This window comes from Paracoccus maritimus (genome assembly GCF_025195095.1).
Taxonomy (GTDB): Bacteria; Pseudomonadota; Alphaproteobacteria; order Rhodobacterales; family Rhodobacteraceae; genus Paracoccus; species Paracoccus maritimus.
This window is the reverse complement of record NZ_JANAVZ010000001.1, coordinates 516829-531609: the sequence shown is the minus strand read 5'-3', so window position 1 is coordinate 531609 and position 14781 is coordinate 516829. Positions and strand designations below refer to the sequence as shown.

The 14781-nt window shown below is 62.9% G+C and carries 17 protein-coding genes; 3 read left to right on the top strand and 14 right to left on the bottom strand.

From position 1 onward, the window contains the following. Nucleotides 1-38: 38 nt before the first annotated feature. The 3 genes from MU516_RS02530 to MU516_RS02520 are packed head-to-tail and all read right to left on the bottom strand — an operon-like array spanning nucleotide 39 to nucleotide 2152. The gene (locus MU516_RS02530) at nucleotides 39-875 is read right to left on the bottom strand and encodes a uracil-DNA glycosylase (RefSeq protein WP_260275609.1); all 837 of its coding nucleotides are present in this window, start codon (nucleotides 873-875) and stop codon (nucleotides 39-41) included. Nucleotides 876-914: 39 nt separating this feature from the next. Further along, nucleotides 915-1625 carry a response regulator gene (locus tag MU516_RS02525; RefSeq protein WP_260275608.1) on the bottom strand — a complete coding sequence of 237 codons (711 nt, stop codon included), beginning with the start codon at nucleotides 1623-1625 and terminating at the stop codon, nucleotides 915-917. Nucleotides 1626-1633: 8 nt separating this feature from the next. Further along, nucleotides 1634-2152: a MarR family winged helix-turn-helix transcriptional regulator gene (locus MU516_RS02520; protein ID WP_247740082.1), complete on the bottom strand. Its 519-nt coding sequence runs from the start codon at nucleotides 2150-2152 to the stop codon at nucleotides 1634-1636. A gap of 156 nt (nucleotides 2153-2308) precedes the next feature. On the opposite strand from MU516_RS02520, the gene MU516_RS02515 reads away from it, so the two are divergent. Beyond that, the gene (locus tag MU516_RS02515; protein ID WP_260275607.1) at nucleotides 2309-3178 is read left to right on the top strand and encodes a branched-chain amino acid aminotransferase; all 870 of its coding nucleotides are present in this window, start codon (nucleotides 2309-2311) and stop codon (nucleotides 3176-3178) included. A gap of 74 nt (nucleotides 3179-3252) precedes the next feature. Here MU516_RS02515 and MU516_RS02510 read toward each other — a convergent pair whose 3' ends face one another. The 8 genes from MU516_RS02510 to MU516_RS02475 all read right to left on the bottom strand — a co-directional run bounded on the left by MU516_RS02510 (nucleotide 3253) and on the right by MU516_RS02475 (nucleotide 8318). Continuing rightward, nucleotides 3253-3441 carry a hypothetical protein gene (locus MU516_RS02510; RefSeq protein WP_260275606.1) on the bottom strand — a complete coding sequence of 63 codons (189 nt, stop codon included), beginning with the start codon at nucleotides 3439-3441 and terminating at the stop codon, nucleotides 3253-3255. A 63-nt stretch (nucleotides 3442-3504) separates the two neighbouring features. Continuing rightward, nucleotides 3505-3969, bottom strand: a complete 465-nt coding sequence (locus MU516_RS02505; protein WP_209054506.1) for a PTS sugar transporter subunit IIA — start codon at nucleotides 3967-3969, stop codon at nucleotides 3505-3507. Nucleotides 3970-4050: 81 nt separating this feature from the next. Beyond that, nucleotides 4051-4626, bottom strand: coding sequence for a ribosome hibernation-promoting factor, HPF/YfiA family (gene hpf, locus MU516_RS02500; RefSeq protein WP_209054507.1), 576 nt, complete (start codon nucleotides 4624-4626; stop codon nucleotides 4051-4053). Nucleotides 4627-4821: 195 nt separating this feature from the next. Further along, nucleotides 4822-5571, bottom strand: a complete 750-nt coding sequence (gene lptB, locus MU516_RS02495; RefSeq protein WP_260275605.1) for an LPS export ABC transporter ATP-binding protein — start codon at nucleotides 5569-5571, stop codon at nucleotides 4822-4824. Further along, nucleotides 5571-6047 (bottom strand): lipopolysaccharide transport periplasmic protein LptA, encoded by a 477-nt coding sequence (lptA, locus tag MU516_RS02490; RefSeq protein ID WP_260275604.1) that lies wholly within the window; start codon nucleotides 6045-6047, stop codon nucleotides 5571-5573. The genes lptB and lptA overlap by 1 nt, the downstream gene beginning before the upstream one ends. Nucleotides 6048-6087: 40 nt before the next feature. Further along, nucleotides 6088-6678: a hypothetical protein gene (locus tag MU516_RS02485; protein WP_260275603.1), complete on the bottom strand. Its 591-nt coding sequence runs from the start codon at nucleotides 6676-6678 to the stop codon at nucleotides 6088-6090. Between the two features lie 4 nt (nucleotides 6679-6682). Beyond that, complete coding sequence (locus MU516_RS02480; protein ID WP_425606794.1) at nucleotides 6683-7627, bottom strand: KpsF/GutQ family sugar-phosphate isomerase; 945 nt, start codon at nucleotides 7625-7627, stop codon at nucleotides 6683-6685. A 76-nt stretch (nucleotides 7628-7703) separates the two neighbouring features. After that, on the bottom strand, nucleotides 7704-8318 hold the full coding sequence (locus tag MU516_RS02475) for a ribonuclease D (RefSeq protein ID WP_260275601.1): 615 nt from the start codon (nucleotides 8316-8318) through the stop codon (nucleotides 7704-7706). A 187-nt stretch (nucleotides 8319-8505) separates the two neighbouring features. Here MU516_RS02475 and MU516_RS02470 point away from each other — a divergent pair, with 187 nt between their 5' ends. After that, nucleotides 8506-9549, top strand: coding sequence for a hypothetical protein (locus MU516_RS02470; RefSeq protein ID WP_260275600.1), 1044 nt, complete (start codon nucleotides 8506-8508; stop codon nucleotides 9547-9549). 3 nt (nucleotides 9550-9552) lie between these two features. On the opposite strand, the gene mgrA is transcribed toward MU516_RS02470, so the two are convergent. The 3 genes from mgrA to queF form a co-directional block, all read right to left on the bottom strand. Next, nucleotides 9553-10599 carry an L-glyceraldehyde 3-phosphate reductase gene (gene mgrA, locus MU516_RS02465; protein ID WP_311319094.1) on the bottom strand — a complete coding sequence of 349 codons (1047 nt, stop codon included), beginning with the start codon at nucleotides 10597-10599 and terminating at the stop codon, nucleotides 9553-9555. Between the two features lie 4 nt (nucleotides 10600-10603). Beyond that, a complete protein-coding gene (gene ileS, locus MU516_RS02460) occupies nucleotides 10604-13576 on the bottom strand; it encodes an isoleucine--tRNA ligase (RefSeq protein WP_260275598.1) in 2973 nt (990 codons plus the stop codon). 196 nt (nucleotides 13577-13772) lie between these two features. After that, entirely contained in the window at nucleotides 13773-14234 is a 462-nt protein-coding gene (gene queF, locus MU516_RS02455) for a preQ(1) synthase (RefSeq protein WP_260275597.1), read from the bottom strand. Between the two features lie 136 nt (nucleotides 14235-14370). Here queF and MU516_RS02450 point away from each other — a divergent pair, with 136 nt between their 5' ends. Beyond that, nucleotides 14371-14772, top strand: coding sequence for a group III truncated hemoglobin (locus MU516_RS02450; protein WP_260275596.1), 402 nt, complete (start codon nucleotides 14371-14373; stop codon nucleotides 14770-14772). Nucleotides 14773-14781: the final 9 nt, after the last annotated feature.

Sequence of the window (14781 nt, the reverse complement as noted above, 5' to 3'; positions counted from 1 at the left end):
TGCCTGACAGGCTGTAGCCCATGATGCGGAAACGGAACCTAAACGGAAAGCCCGTCCAGCCGGTCGGCCAGCGACAGAAGGTCGCCCCATGCCTCGCGCTTTGCGACCGGGTTGCGCAGCAGATAGGCAGGATGGGTCATCGGCAGTGCCGGGCGCCCGAACGCCTGCGTCCACTGGCCGCGAAGCCGCAGGATGCCGCGCCGCCCCAGCGCCGCCTGACACGGAATATTCCCCATCAGAACGACAAGATCCGGGCCCGCCAGATCGATATGCCGCTTCAGGAACGGCATGCTCACAGAGATTTCATCGGCAGACGGATCGCGATTGCCCGGCGGGCGCCATGTCAGCACGTTCACGATATACAGCGCCTTTTCGGCATCGACCGCACTGCGCGACAGTCCGATCGCGTCGAACATGCGGTCCAGCAACTGCCCTGCGCGCCCCACGAAGGGACGACCCTGACGGTCCTCTTCGTCGCCCGGCGCCTCTCCCAGGATCAGGACGCGCGCCTTCGGGTTTCCGTCCGAGAAACAGAAATTGCGGGCGCCCTTCTTCAGCTCGATCCCGTCGAACGCCTCTTGAGCCGCTGCCAACGCGTCCAGACTGTCTGCTGCCGCCGCAAGCGCCTCGGCCTGGGCGATGCGGGCGGCTACGTCGTCGGCGGCATCGGCCAAAGGCGGCGCCGACCGAGCGGTTGCCTGCATCGGCAGGGGCGGCATCGGCGCGGTAGGCTTTGGCCGCGCAGCCAGTTCGAACCGGTCAACCGGGCTATCCAGAACCGGTTCGTCCACGCCCATCTCGACCTGCCATTCCAGCAGGGCCAGTGCGGTGTGGGCGTCCAGATCGATTCCCTGATATGTCGGATTTGCGTCCATCGGCGCGCAGGCTAGGCCGCGCGGGCAGGCGGGGCAAGATCAGTCAACTACCAGCATGTAGCCGGTGCCGCGTATGGTCTGCAGAAAACGCGGTTCCTTGGGATCTGTTTCGATCTTGCGGCGCAGCCGCGTGATCTGCACGTCGATCGCGCGTTCGGAATTTTCCGATTCATCGGCATTTCCGCTGCCCCGACCCAGGTCGTCGATCAACTCGGTGCGGCTGACCGGTTGGCCGTGACTTGCCGCAAGCCGACGCAGAAGGGCCTGTTCCGTCCCCGTCAGGCGCAGCAGCGCATCGCCCTGCCACAACTCGCCCTTGTCGGTGTCATAGCGCAGGTTGCCCATCGTCAGGAACTTTGGCTGGGCCATTTCCGCGACAGGCACCCGCCGCAGGATCGCGCCGATCCGCAACAGCAATTCGCGCGGCTCGAACGGCTTCGACAGGTAATCGTCCGCGCCGCTTTCAAGACCGGCGATCCGATCCTCGATTTCGCCCCTTGCGGTCAGCAACAGGATGGGGGTGTCCAGCCGCTCGCGCAGCGCTCGCGTCAACGAAATGCCATCCTCGCCCGGCATCATCACGTCCAGAACGATCAGGTCGAACTCCAGCCCCGCCAGAAGCCTGCGCGCCTGTGCCGCATCGCGCGCCATGGTGACCATGAAGCCGTTCTTGCGTAGGAACCTCCCCAGCAGGGCACGGATGCGTTCATCGTCATCGACGATCAGGACATGACTTTCCTGGCTGCTCATGGCGGGCCTCAATTCTCGTCGGGCAATTCCTTCATTGCCTGATACTGCGCGCGCGTCTCGGGGTCCATCATCGCTTCCAGCACCTGGCGAAAGCCGGCGACGGCTTGTGGCCCCGCGTTGCGATAGGCGGTGCGCATGCGCGCGCGCTGTGCCTCGGACAGGCGACGTTCAAGGGCTGTTCCCTTGTCCGTCAGGAACAGCCGGCGTTCGCGCCGATCGCGATGCCCGACCCTGCTTTCGACCAGTTGATCCTCGATCAGCGTCCGCAACACCCTGTTCAGCGATTGCTTGGTCACGCCCAGAACCGCAAGAAGCGACGTCACCGTCAGGCCCGGATCGCGGTTGATGAAATGCAGCGCGCGATGATGGGCGCGACCATAATCCATGTCCGCCAGGATCAGGTCGGGATCGGCGGTGAAGGCCCGATACGCGAAGAACATCGCCTCGATTCCGCGGCGCAGCTGGTCGTCGGTGAGGAACAGCAGATCCTCGCCAACCATCTGTTGGATGCGCGCCTTCTTCTGCATTCGGAATATCCTTTCGATGCTTCGCGCTTGATAGGGCAGCGTTGTTGACTTTCCAAGATTCGATTGCTAGCCGTCAAGTGCTTCGCGCAATAAAAGGGCCGGACTCGGGCGGACCCGCGCAAGATATGAAAAATCCCGATCCGAATGGAGACAAAAATGACGGCGGCTTACGACGATCGCGACGGCAAGATCTGGATGGATGGCGAACTGATCGAATGGCGCGACGCGAAGGTGCATATCCTGACCCATGCGCTGCACTATGCCAGTTCGGTATTCGAGGGCGAGCGCTGCTACAACGGCAAGATTTTCAAGAGCCACGAACATTCGCTGCGGCTGATTGAATCCGGTCGCCTGCTGGACATGCCGATTCCCTACAGCCCCGACGAGATCGACGCGGCGAAAGAGGCCGTTCTGAAGGCCAACGGCTTCGAGAACGCTTATGTGCGGGTCGTCGCATGGCGCGGGTCAGGGCAGGACATGGGCGTTTCGGCAAGCCGCAACCCGGTTCGCATGGCGGTCTGCGCTTGGGAATGGGGCAGCTACTACGGCGATGCAAAGATGCAGGGCGCCAAGCTGGACGTGGCCAAATGGAAACGTCCCAGCCCCGAAACCATCCCGACCGCAGCCAAGGCCGCCGGCCTTTACATGATCTGTACCATGTCGAAACATGCCGCCGAGGCGAAAGGCTGTTCCGACGCGCTGTTCATGGATTGGGAAGGATATGTCGCGGAAGCCACCGGGGCGAATATCTTCTTCGTCAAGGACGGAGAGATCCACACCCCGCTGGCCGACCGTTTCCTGAACGGGATCACCCGCCAGACCGTCGTGCAGATGCTGAAGGACAAGGGGCTGACCGTCCACGAGCGCCGCATCACCCCTGACGAGTTGGAAGGTTTTCAGGAATGCTTCCTGACCGGCACCGCAGCCGAGGTGACCCCGGTCGGGCAGATCGGTGACTGGCATTTTCAGGTCGGCCAGACCACCCGCGACATCGCCGAGGATTACGAACGGCTGGTCCGCAGCTGACACCGGCATATCTTCGCAGAAATGGAAAGGGCCGCAGCAAATGCGGCCCTTTTGCTGATCCGGCAGAACCATGTTCAGGCAAGCCGGTCACGTTCGATCCGCAGATATTCGGCGGTCTTGCGATTTTCCTGCCCGCGAGTCTGGGGGCGAGCGCGCAGCGCGGCGACCGCCGGATGGATGCCGGCCTCGCGTTCCTGCCGCGTGTATTCGCGCAGGCGTGTTCCGGCATGAGCGCGTGGCTGATCGCTGATATGCTTGGTCATCTTCGGCCCTCCTCTGGTCCTTGAGTCCCGAATATAGGTCCGAATCGGTCCGATTCAAAGACCTCAGGCGGCCTTGATTCCCTGCGCGGCAGCCAGAACGGCATGCAAAGCCGAGGGGTTGTCGTTGGCCCGCAACTTGCTGCGCAGGTCACCGTCGCGCAGCGTCCGGGATACTAGAGCCAAGGCCTTGAGGTGATCGACACCGCTGCTTTCGGGTGCCAGAAGGGCGAAGACCAGATCGACCGGCTGGCGGTCCACAGCGTCGAAATCCATGGGCTTTTCCAGTCTCAGGAACAGCCCAACCACCTTTTCCAGCCCGTGCAGCCTTGCGTGCGGCAGGGCCACGCCCTGCCCTACCCCGGTCGGGCCAAGGCTTTCGCGCTCTTGCAGGGCATCAAGAACTTCCGACGCGTTCAGCCGGTATTCGGCTGCCGCCAGATCGGCCAGTTCCTGAAACAACCGCTTCTTCGACGTGATCTGCCCTACCGAGCGCACGGCGCCGGGCTTCAGGATCTCGCTGAGTTGCATGTTTGCGCGTCTTCCCCAAGCTGTGCGCCCCCGGGCTTGAACCCGGGGGCGGCTCAGTTTCTGCTGGCGTGGCGGTTGGCGTCAGCCATTTCCGCGCGGATCGATCCAGCCCACATTGCCGTCTTCGCGGCGGTGGACGACATTCACGCCACCATGTTTCTCGTTGCGGAACACCAGAAGCGGCGCCCCCGCCAGTTCCATCTGCATGACCGCGTCACCGACCGACAATGTCGGCACACGGGATTCCATCTCGGCGATGATGATGGGCTGCAGTCCGCTGTCTTGCGTTTCCCATTCCTCCTCGTCGGCGGCCAGCACATATATCCCGGCCTGACCGAACACAACCGGTTCCGAGCGATCCTTGTGATGGTCCTTCAGGCGACGCTTGTAGCGCCGCAGCTGCTTGTCCATCTTCTCGCGGCAGGCTTCGAAAGCCGCATAGATCTCGGTCGCGACGCCCTTGGCCTGCACCGTCAGGCCGGTCGAAAGATGCACCACCGAATCGCACAGGAACTGATGCGCATCCTTGGAAAATGTCACCGTCGCGTCGGTCGGACGCTGCGAATACTTTGTCACCGTCTCGCCCAGCTCGGTCTCCACATGGGTACTGAGGGCATCACCGACATCAATGTGTTTTCCGCTGATGGTGTAGCGCATCGTCTTTCCTCTCCGGTTGCCCGTCCCTGCCGTATGCGCCGACCCGTTCAAGAAGCCGGCCTACGGCGGAAAACGGGGATGGCGGGGCACGGCGCGTCACCGCACCCGCGTAAGTCAATTTGGTGACAGCAAATCGGTTCTGTCAACGGGGGGCACGATTGCGTGAGCAGTTTCCGCATCCGGCGCAGCACACGATCAGACCATGCGAAAGCCTTCGCCCAGATAGACTTCGCGCACCTTCGGATCGGACACGATCTGTTCGGTGGTTCCCGACATCAGCACATGTCCGTCATGCAGGATATAGGCGCGATCCACGATCCCCAGCGTCTCGCGCACATTGTGGTCGGTGATCAGGACGCCGATTCCGCGCGATTTCAGATCGTGGACCAGTTCCCGGATTTCACCAACCGCAATCGGATCGACCCCGGCAAAGGGTTCGTCCAGCAGCAGGAATTTCGGATCCGACGCAAGGCATCGCGCGATCTCGACACGCCGCCGCTCGCCGCCGGACAAGGCCAGCGCCGGGGCGCCGCGCAGGTGCGTGATCGAAAAATCGCCCAGCAACTCCTCAAGCCGGTCGCGGCGATGCCGGGGATCGCGCAACGTCCCCTCCAGCACTGCCATGATGTTCTGCTCGACCGTCAGCCCGCGAAAGATCGACATCTCCTGGGGCAGATATCCGATGCCCATGCGCGCGCGACGAAACATCGGCAGGCGCGTCGCATCGCGGCCGTCGATCAGCACCTGCCCCGCATCCGGGGGCACAAGCCCCGCGATGCAGTAGAAACAGGTGGTCTTGCCCGACCCGTTCGGGCCCAGCAACGCGACGACCTCGCCGCGCGACAGCGACAAGGAAACGTCGTGGATGACCGGGCGATTGCGATATGATTTTCGCAGGCCCCGAACGATCAGGCCACCATCGCCCTGCTGTGAATCCCCGGTCATCAGTTTCCTTCAGGTTGCAGGACGGAACGGACCCGGCCATCGACCTGCGCGGTGCCGGAAACAAGATTGACCACCATCTTGTCACCCGTCAGCGCGTTGCGTCCCTGTGTCATGACGACATCGCCTGTCAGGGTGACATTGCCTGATTCCACGTCATAAACCGCCTCGCGCGCCTCGGCCGCATCCGCGCCCGATACCAACGTGACACTGCCGGTCGCGTGCAAGGACCGGATGCGGTTCTGCCCCCCCTCGGCGTATTCGACCGTGACGGTTTCCGCCGACAGCCGCATGTCGCCCTGTCCGATCACGACATTGCCAGTAAACACCGCGCTGCCGTCGGATTGATTGACAGACAGGCTGTCCGCGGCCACCTCGACCTGGGCCGAAGTATCGGCCTTTACACCACCGAAGGCGATATTCTGGGCCGTCGCCGGCGCAGCGGCCAGCAGCAAGGCGATGCTCAGGGGGCGAAGCATGGGTGGTCGGCTCCTTCGGCGGTTCATCAAGTGCTGGGGTTCAGGGTTGGTATATCAGACGGACATCGCCGGAGAAATTCAAGATTGCGGCCTCATCCGCGTCTGCTGCAGCACCGCCCTCTGGCAACAACTCCATCTTCTCGGCGGTGATACGCCCGAAGGGGGCGCTGGCATCAACGCCGTCACCGGCAGCCAGGCGCGATCGGTCCGTCGCCGCGTCCATCATTGGCGTTTCCAGCGTCCAGCCCGATGAAAGCGTCATCCGAACGCCACCCCGCAATCCGATCAGACCGTCGGTCAGCACCGCATCAGGGGCGGTCAGATCGGCGTTGAGACCGTCGGGACGACGCCAGTCCAGCCGCAGATCACTGGCATTTCCGTCAGATCCGTCATTTCCCGGCGTCGCCTGCCCGGCCTTCAGCGAGATCCGGGCCCCGTCACTGGTCACGCCGGCATATTCAGGCGCGATCACACGGGGACCGCGCGCCATGTTCTCGGCATCCACCTCGGCATAGGGAATCCGCGGCTCGGTGCCCGGCTGACGCGAAAACAGGAACATCGTCGACAGGATCGCAAGCGCAGCCAGCGGCAGAAGCACGCGCAGCCAGCGAACGATGCGGGTCCGATTCATCGCACTAGACCAGTCCCGCCCGCAGGCAGTCATGGATATGCAGGATGCCGCGCGGCGTGCCATTCTCGACGGCGAAAAGACAGGTGATCTTGCGATCCTGCATCTCGGCCAGCGCGGCTTCTGCCAAGGCGTCGGGTGTGATCACGCGCGGCTGTGGGGTCATCACCTCTGCGGCGCTGTGATCCAGCAGGCCCTGCATGTGACGCCGAAGATCGCCATCCGTGATGATGCCGATCAGATGCCCCGAACCATCCGTCACGCCGGTCACCCCATATCCTTTCTGGCTGATCACCAGAAGCGCGTCGGTCATGGGGGCATTCTCATCGACCAGCGGCATGTCGGCATGCATCAGGTCACCGACCTTCGACAACAGCGCACCCAGCTTGCCACCGGGATGGAAGGTGCGAAAATGTTCGGGCGTGAACTCGCGATGTTCCATCAGCGCGATCGCCAGCGCGTCGCCAAGGGCCAGCGTCATGGTCGTCGATGTGGTTGGAACGATCCCGTTTCCACAAGCCTCTTCGGCCGCGGGCAGGACAAGCGCAACGTCCGACTGCCTCAGCAATGTCGAATTCGGTCGCGACGCCACGCCGATCAAGGGGATCTGGAACCGCCGCGTATGCGCGATCAGGTCCGCCAGTTCAGGCGTCTCGCCACTGTTCGACAGAACCAGCGCCACGTCCGCACGTGTCACCATGCCCAGATCGCCATGACTGGCCTCGGCCGGATGAACGAACTGAGCCGGCGTCCCAGTCGAGGCCAGCGTCGCGGCGATCTTTCTTCCGACATGGCCCGACTTGCCCATACCGGATACGATCACGCGTCCTGTCGAACCAAGGATCGTCTCGACAGCCGCCAGAAATTCCGGGCCAAGCCCCGAGGCCAGCAGATCCAGCCCCCGGATCTCGGTCCGGATCACGCGCCGCGCGGTTTCGATGTAGTCGTTCAAGCCGAATGCCTCTTCTTCTTTGCCCAAATACCTGCCTGCAAACCCCCGCGGCATCGCGCCACGGTGCCACCTTCATCTAGTGATGAAAGATATCGTTTTCATCGCCCCAACCCAACAGGTCCAGATGCGCCCGCGCGGGCAGGAAATCGAAACAGGCCTGCGCCAGCCCCAGCCGGTTTTCGCGCTTCAGACGTTCTTCCAACGCATCTTTCAGCTTGTGCAGATGCAGCACATCGGATGCCGCGTATTCCAGCTGTGCGTCGGTCAGGTCAGGCGCGCCCCAGTCGCTGGTCTGCTGCTGCTTGCTGACATCGACGCCCACCAGCTCGTTCAGAAGATATTTCAGGCCATGACGGTCGGTGAAGGTCCGCACCAACTTCGAGGCGATCTTCGTACACCAGACTGGTGAGGTCACGACGCCGAAGGCGTTTTCCAGCGCCGCGATGTCGAAACGGCCGAAATGGAACAGCTTCAGCACCTTTGCGTCGGTCAGAATCCGGCACAGGTTCGGGGCTTCGGTCTGGCCGCGATCAATCTGGACCAGATGCGCGTCGCCGTCGCCCGAGGACATCTGCACCAGGCACAACCGGTCGCGACGCGGGTCAAGGCCCATGGTTTCGGTATCGATCGCCACCACTGAACCAAGGTTGACGTCGTCGGGAAGGTCGTTCTGATAAAGATGGATGCTCATTCTATTGCCTGCTTCTTCTGGCTCGCCCCCTCTGACCAGAAACCATTCGTTTGGTCCAGAACTAACGCCGTCGAAGCCGGGGTTTTGCCCACAACCGCATTGCCGCGGCAGGCCCGGGCTGCAAGGCGGACTTTCACCCGCGTTCCATCCTGTCTAAGGTCGCGGCAATTTCACGGGAACGGGCAGCATGAGCAGCAAGACCATCATCAGCGGCGATTCAGGCCCCAGGAAAGGCGCTCCGATCACGTCGCAGCCCAATCTTCTGATCGTTGCACAGGCGGGAAGGCTGGAATATCAGGCGCTGATCTTCATGGCCAGTCTGCGTCACGCGGCCCCGGACTGGACCGGGGGGGTCTTCGTCGCCGAACCGCAACCCGAGGGCGCATGGTCCGGCCACGACACCGCGATCACTGCCGAAACGCGCCAGGCGCTGCAGGATATGGGGGCGACGCTGCTGCCTTTCACCGCGCAGCATTTCGGTGCAGCCTATCCCTATGGCAACAAGATCGAGGCACTGCTGGCGTTGCCACCGCGCGAACCGTTCCTGTTTCTGGATACCGACACGCTGATCAGGGGGCCGCTTGACCGAATTGCCTTCGACGCCGCCCGCCCCTCGGCATCCATGCGGCGCGAAGGCACCTGGCCGATCCCGCCGCTTTACGGACCGGGCTTCGGCGGCATCTGGAAATCGCTCTATGACCGTTTCGGGCTGGATTTCGAAAGCTCTCTCGACACGACCCAGCCGGACGAACACTGGGAACGCTATCTCTACTTCAACGCGGGCTGGTTCTTCGGACCGGACCCTGCCGAATTCGGCAGGCGGTTCCTGAACTGGGCGATCGCGATTCGCGATCAGCCGGGCGACGAACTGGCCTGCCAAAGCCTTGATCCATGGCTGGACCAGGTCACGCTGCCGCTAGTGATCCATTCCTTCGGCGGCGGACGCCCCGGACCGGAACTGGCCGGGCTGGACGGTGACATCACCTGCCATTACCGCAACCTGCCGCTGCTTTATGCACGCGAGGAGGACGCGGTATTGGACGCGCTGGAAAGTGCTGTTGCCCCCAACCGGATCAAGAAATACCTGCGTGCATGGGAGCCGGCGAAGAAGCTTATCTACCAAGGCAAGGGTCGCGACAAGATACGGCCCATGTTCGACCAGACGAACCTGCCGACGAAGGAACAGCCGATTCGCAACCGGCTGAAGCACAAGGGCTGGTGGCTGGTCTAGACCTCAGCCCTCGCCCTCGCCCGCGCCCTCCGACGAACGTGCCCAGATATTCACGTCGCCCGAGGCCGACAATTCGTCGATCCGCGCCAGCTCTGCGTCGCTGAAATCGGTGTTGGACAAGGCCCCGACGCAATCCTCGACCTGCGATGGCCGCGAGGCGCCGATCAGCGCGCTGGTCACACGGCCGCCACGCAAGGTCCATGCCACCGCCATCTGCGCAAGGGTCTGGCCACGCTGTGCGGCAAGTTCGTTCAGGCCGTTCAGACGCGCAATCATGTCATTGGTCAGCCAGTCGGTCGCCAGCGACTTGCCCTGCGCGGCGCGGCTGTCCTGCGGAATGCCGTTAAGATACTTGTTCGTCAGCATCCCCTGCGCCAGCGGCGTGAACACGATGCTGCCCATGCCCAGATCGTCCAGCCTGTCCAGCAGCCCGTCATTCTCGACCCAGCGATTCAGCATGTTGTAGCTGGGCTGGTGAATCAGGCAGGGCGTGCCCAGATCCTTCAGGATCGCCGCAGCCTCGGCCGTGCGCTGGCTGTTATAACTGCTGATCCCTGCATACAGCGCGCGCCCCGACCGCACGATGTGATCCAGCGCCCCCATCGTCTCTTCCAACGGCGTCTCGGGATCGAAGCGGTGCGAATAGAAGATATCCACATAGTCCAGACCCATCCGCTTCAGCGACTGGTCGCAGGACGCGATCAGGTATTTGCGGCTGCCCCATTCACCGTAAGGGCCCACCCACATGTCGTAACCGGCCTTGCTGCTGATGATCAGCTGATCGCGATAGCCCGCGAAATCGGTCCTCAGGATCTCTCCGAACGCCTCTTCGGCGCTGCCGGGGGGCGGGCCGTAATTATTGGCAAGGTCGAAATGGGTGATGCCCAGGTCGAACGCCGTGCGGCAGATGTCACGCTTGGTCTGATGTGGGGTGTCATGGCCGAAATTATGCCACAACCCAAGGCTGATGGCCGGCAGCTTCAACCCCGACCGACCGCAGCGCCGATAGGTCATCCGGTCATAGCGGTCGCCGGCAGGCTGGTAACGCAGTTCTTCAACCATGGCTTAGCACCTCGTCGCAGCGGGCACAGACGCCCGGATGGCTGTGGCTGCCGACATCGGGCAGGATCTTCCAGCAGCGCTGGCATTTCTGACCTTCTGCCAGTTCGAACACGACGCCCAGGCCCGGCGCCTCGGACATGCGGAACGCCTCGTTCGGGGCGGGATCGGAGGTCAGCGCAAGATCCGAAACGATGCACATGTCGGTGAAGTTCACCGATTTCAGCGCCGCCAGCATCTCGGGATCCTCGACATGCACGATGGGCGCAGCCTCCAGGCTGGCGCCGATGGTCTTGTCGGCGCGCTTGACCTCCAGCGCCGCCGTCACCACGCGGCGCGCGCGGCGCACATGATCCCATTTCGCGGCCAGCGGCTCGTTCAGCCAATCGGCAGGCGTCACGGCAAAGTCCCGCAGATGGACGCTGTCGGATTCCGACGGGAACCGCGACAACCAGACATCTTCCATGGTGAAGGGCAGGATCGGCGCCAGCCACGTCACCAGACGGTGATACAGGATGTCCATGACCGTCCGCACCGCGCGGCGGCGGGTACTGTCCGGCGCATCGCAATACAGCGCATCCTTGCGGATATCGAAATAGAAGGCCGACAGATCGACGGTGCAGAACTGGAACAGGGTCTGGAACACACCCTGGAAGTCATAGGCGTCGTAGCCCTTGCGCACGGTGTGATCCAGCTGCGCCAGCCGGTGCAGGATGAACTGCTCCAGCTCGGGCATCTCGGCAGGGTCGATCTTCTCGGCGTCGTCGAACCCGGCCAGCGCGCCCAGAAGGAAGCGCAGCGTGTTGCGCAACCGGCGATAGCTGTCGGCCGTGCCTTTCAGGATCTCTTTGCCGATGCGGCTGTCGGCGGTGTAATCGACCTGCGCGACCCACAGACGCAGGATGTCGGCGCCGTATTGTTCGACGACCTCGGCAGGCAGGATCGTGTTGCCAAGCGATTTGGACATTTTCATGCCCTTCTCGTCCAGCGTGAAACCATGCGTCAGCACGGCCTTGTAGGGGGCACGCCCCTTGGTTGCACTGGCCTGCAACAGCGAAGACTGGAACCAGCCGCGATGCTGGTCGGTGCCTTCCAGACACAGATCGGAGATGCCATCCGGACTGCCGTCCTCGCGGTCGCGGATGACGAAGGCGTGGGTCGATCCGCTGTCGAACCACACGTCCAGCACGTCCATGACCTGATCATAGTCGTCGGGGTCGACGACGCCGTCCAGGATCTGCTCCTTGAACCCGTCGCGATACCATGCGTCGGTGCCGTCACGCTCGAACGCGGCGATGATGCGGTCGTTCACGCGCGGATCGCGCAGCAGGAAATCCTCGGCATCGGGCTTGGCGCCCTTCTTCACGAAGCAGGTCAGCGGCACGCCCCAGGCGCGCTGGCGCGACAGCACCCAGTCGGGTCGGTTCTCGACCATGGAATGGATGCGGTTGCGCCCGCTTTGCGGCGTCCACTTGACCAGCTTGTCGATCGAGGTCAGGGCGCGCGCCCGGATGGTGCTGCCATATTCGCCCATGCCGTCTTCCAGCGGCCTGTCGATAGCCGCGAACCACTGCGCGGTGTTGCGATAGATCAGCGGTGCCTTGGACCTCCAGCTGTGGGGATAGCTGTGCTTGATCTTGCCCTTGGCCAGCAAGGCGCCCGCCCAGGCAAGGTTCTTGATGACGCTGACATTCGCGGGACCATCCTTGCCGTCAGGCTGGATGATCGCTTCGCCGCCGAAGATCGGCAGATCGGTGCGATACGTGCCGTCGGGTTCGACGTTATAGGTCATCTTCAGACCGTGCTTCAGCCCAAGCTGATAGTCGTCATCGCCGTGGCTGGGCGCGGTGTGGACAAATCCCGTCCCCGCCTCGTCGGTGACATGGTCGCCAGGCAGCATGGGAACCGGATAGTTCCATTCACCGTCCGCGCCCTCTGCAGCGCTCAGCGGATGGGATAAAGTGAGACCATCCAACTCCGATACTGCTACATCACGCAGGCGGGTCCAGCCCTCGATCTTAGCAGCAGCTTGGACGCTGTCTGCAAGTGCATCTGCCAGCACGAGCAATTCGCCGGAAGTTGCAGTCGATGTCTCAACGAGAGAGTCAACTTGATAGAGGCCGTAGGAAATGTCTGGATTGTAGGCGACCGCCCGGTTCTGCGGAATCGTCCACGGAGTCGTGGTCCAGATGACAACTGAAGCATGGACCAGATCGCCCAAGCCTTCCGGAACCTGTTCGATGGTTGGTTGCGAAATATCAGCCGTTCCGCCTTCACCTTGAGCCAAGACACGGAACCGCACCCAGATCGTGTGGCTGGTGTGGTCGTGATATTCGACCTCGGCCTCGGCCAGGGCGGTCTTTTCGACCGGCGACCACATCACCGGCTTGCTGCCCTGATACAGGCTGCCGTTCATCAGCAGCTTCATGAACTCGGCCGCGATCACCGCCTCGGCGTGATAGTTCATCGTCAGGTAGGGATCGTCCCACTTGCCGTTGACGCCAAGACGCTTGAACTCGTCGCGCTGCACGTCGATCCAGTGATCGGCAAAGCGGCGGCATTCCTGCCGGAACTCGACAAGATCGACCTTGTCCTTGTCCAGGCCCTTCTGGCGGTACTGCTCCTCGATCTTCCATTCGATCGGCAGGCCATGACAGTCCCAGCCCGGCACATAGCGCGCGTCGCGCCCCATCATCTGCTGGCTGCGGACGATGAAATCCTTCAGCACCTTGTTCAGCGCGTGGCCGATATGCAGGTTGCCGTTCGCATAGGGGGGGCCGTCATGCAGGATGAAGGGCGCACGTTCCCCCGCCCCTTTGCGCAGGGTGTCGTAGATGCCGATTCGCGCCCACCGCGCCAGCCATTCGGGCTCGCGCGCGGGCAGTCCGGCCCGCATCGGGAAATCGGTCTGCGGCAGGAAGACGGTATCGCGGTAGTCTGGGGCGTCGGCGCGGGTATCGGCGCTCATCGGGGTGTTCCTTCGTCAATCGTTCGGACAAGACTAACCCGGCGGCGCAAGACCTCTTACGCCGCCGGGCCGCTAATTCGATGTCCGAACCCCGGAAATTCCATGCTGCTCTCTATAGAAAGCCGGGCAATCCGCTGCAAGCGCAAGGCAGGGATAAGATCGGATTATCCCCCAGAACATTGCCGACACGCCGCGCCTAGCCGCGTCCGCGATATCCCGGCACGGCCTGATCGGGCAGCCACAGCCCCGTGGGTGGCGTCCCGGTCTGCCAGAACACGTCGATGGGCATGCCGCCGCGCGGATACCAATAGCCGCCCATCCGCAGCCATGTGGGCGCAAGAAGGTCCACCAGTCGCCTGCCGATGCCGACGGTGCAATCCTCGTGAAACGCGCCGTGATTGCGGAAGCTGCCCAGATACAGCTTCAGCGATTTCGATTCGACCAGCCACGCATCCGGCACATAGTCGATCACCAGATGCGCGAAATCGGGCTGACCCGTGATCGGGCACAGGCTGGTGAATTCGGGCTGCGTGAACCGCACCGCATAAGTCTGGCCGGGCTGCGGATTCGCCACCCGCTCAAGGATCGCGGCATCGGGGTTGTCGGGCAGTTCGGCTTTCCTGCCAAGCTGGGTCAGCGCGTCGGTATAGTGGCTCATCTGATGCTCCTGTTTTGACCGGGTGGGCTGCGACCGGATGGCAAGCCATAGCAATCGCGCGCGATACGGCCAAGCCAGACGCGCGACATCCCGCCGCCTTGCAAACCGCCGCCCGGCACAGGATCCTGCGCCGATCATGATTGCCAGATTCGAGATCAGCTCTGAACAGATCGACTGCGTCGTTGCCGTGTTCTACGGCGCGGTACGGCGGCACGAGGTGCTTGGCCCGGTCTTCGCGGCCCATGTCACCGACTGGACCGGACACGAGGCCAAGATCGCCCGGTTCTGGAAACGCGCGATCCTGTATCAGCCGGTCTATGACGGCAACCCGATGCGGGCACATCTGCAGGCTGGCGACGTGATGCCCGAACATTTTTCGCACTGGCTGGCGCTGTTCGACGACACCTTGCGCCGGACGCTGAAACCGGAGCCCGCTGCGGCATGGTCGGCATTAGCCCATCGGATCGGTCGGGGGCTGCGCATGGGGGTCGAGGATATCCGCCCCGAAGTCGCCTTCGGTCCGCCGATCCTGCGCTGAGCGGTGCGA

Bases quoted from the DNA above. Each gene is read 5' to 3' on its own strand.
- queF (WP_260275597.1), bottom strand. From the start codon at position 14,234: ATGAGCCACTATACCGACGCGCTGACCCAGCTTGGCAGGAAAGCCGAA.
- MU516_RS02510 (WP_260275606.1), bottom strand. From the start codon at position 3,441: ATGACCAAGCATATCAGCGATCAGCCACGCGCTCATGCCGGAACACGC.
- lptB (WP_260275605.1), bottom strand. From the start codon at position 5,571: ATGACCGGGGATTCACAGCAGGGCGATGGTGGCCTGATCGTTCGGGGC.
- MU516_RS02525 (WP_260275608.1), bottom strand. From the start codon at position 1,625: ATGAGCAGCCAGGAAAGTCATGTCCTGATCGTCGATGACGATGAACGC.
- lptA (WP_260275604.1), bottom strand. From the start codon at position 6,047: ATGCTTCGCCCCCTGAGCATCGCCTTGCTGCTGGCCGCTGCGCCGGCG.
- hpf (WP_209054507.1), bottom strand. From the start codon at position 4,626: ATGCGCTACACCATCAGCGGAAAACACATTGATGTCGGTGATGCCCTC.
- ileS (WP_260275598.1), bottom strand. From the start codon at position 13,576: ATGAGCGCCGATACCCGCGCCGACGCCCCAGACTACCGCGATACCGTC.
- MU516_RS02475 (WP_260275601.1), bottom strand. From the start codon at position 8,318: ATGAGCATCCATCTTTATCAGAACGACCTTCCCGACGACGTCAACCTT.
- MU516_RS02450 (WP_260275596.1), top strand. From the start codon at position 14,371: ATGATTGCCAGATTCGAGATCAGCTCTGAACAGATCGACTGCGTCGTT.
- MU516_RS02520 (WP_247740082.1), bottom strand. From the start codon at position 2,152: ATGCAGAAGAAGGCGCGCATCCAACAGATGGTTGGCGAGGATCTGCTG.
- MU516_RS02485 (WP_260275603.1), bottom strand. From the start codon at position 6,678: ATGAATCGGACCCGCATCGTTCGCTGGCTGCGCGTGCTTCTGCCGCTG.
- MU516_RS02505 (WP_209054506.1), bottom strand. From the start codon at position 3,969: ATGCAACTCAGCGAGATCCTGAAGCCCGGCGCCGTGCGCTCGGTAGGG.
- MU516_RS02515 (WP_260275607.1), top strand. From the start codon at position 2,309: ATGACGGCGGCTTACGACGATCGCGACGGCAAGATCTGGATGGATGGC.
- MU516_RS02530 (WP_260275609.1), bottom strand. From the start codon at position 875: ATGGACGCAAATCCGACATATCAGGGAATCGATCTGGACGCCCACACC.
- MU516_RS02470 (WP_260275600.1), top strand. From the start codon at position 8,506: ATGAGCAGCAAGACCATCATCAGCGGCGATTCAGGCCCCAGGAAAGGC.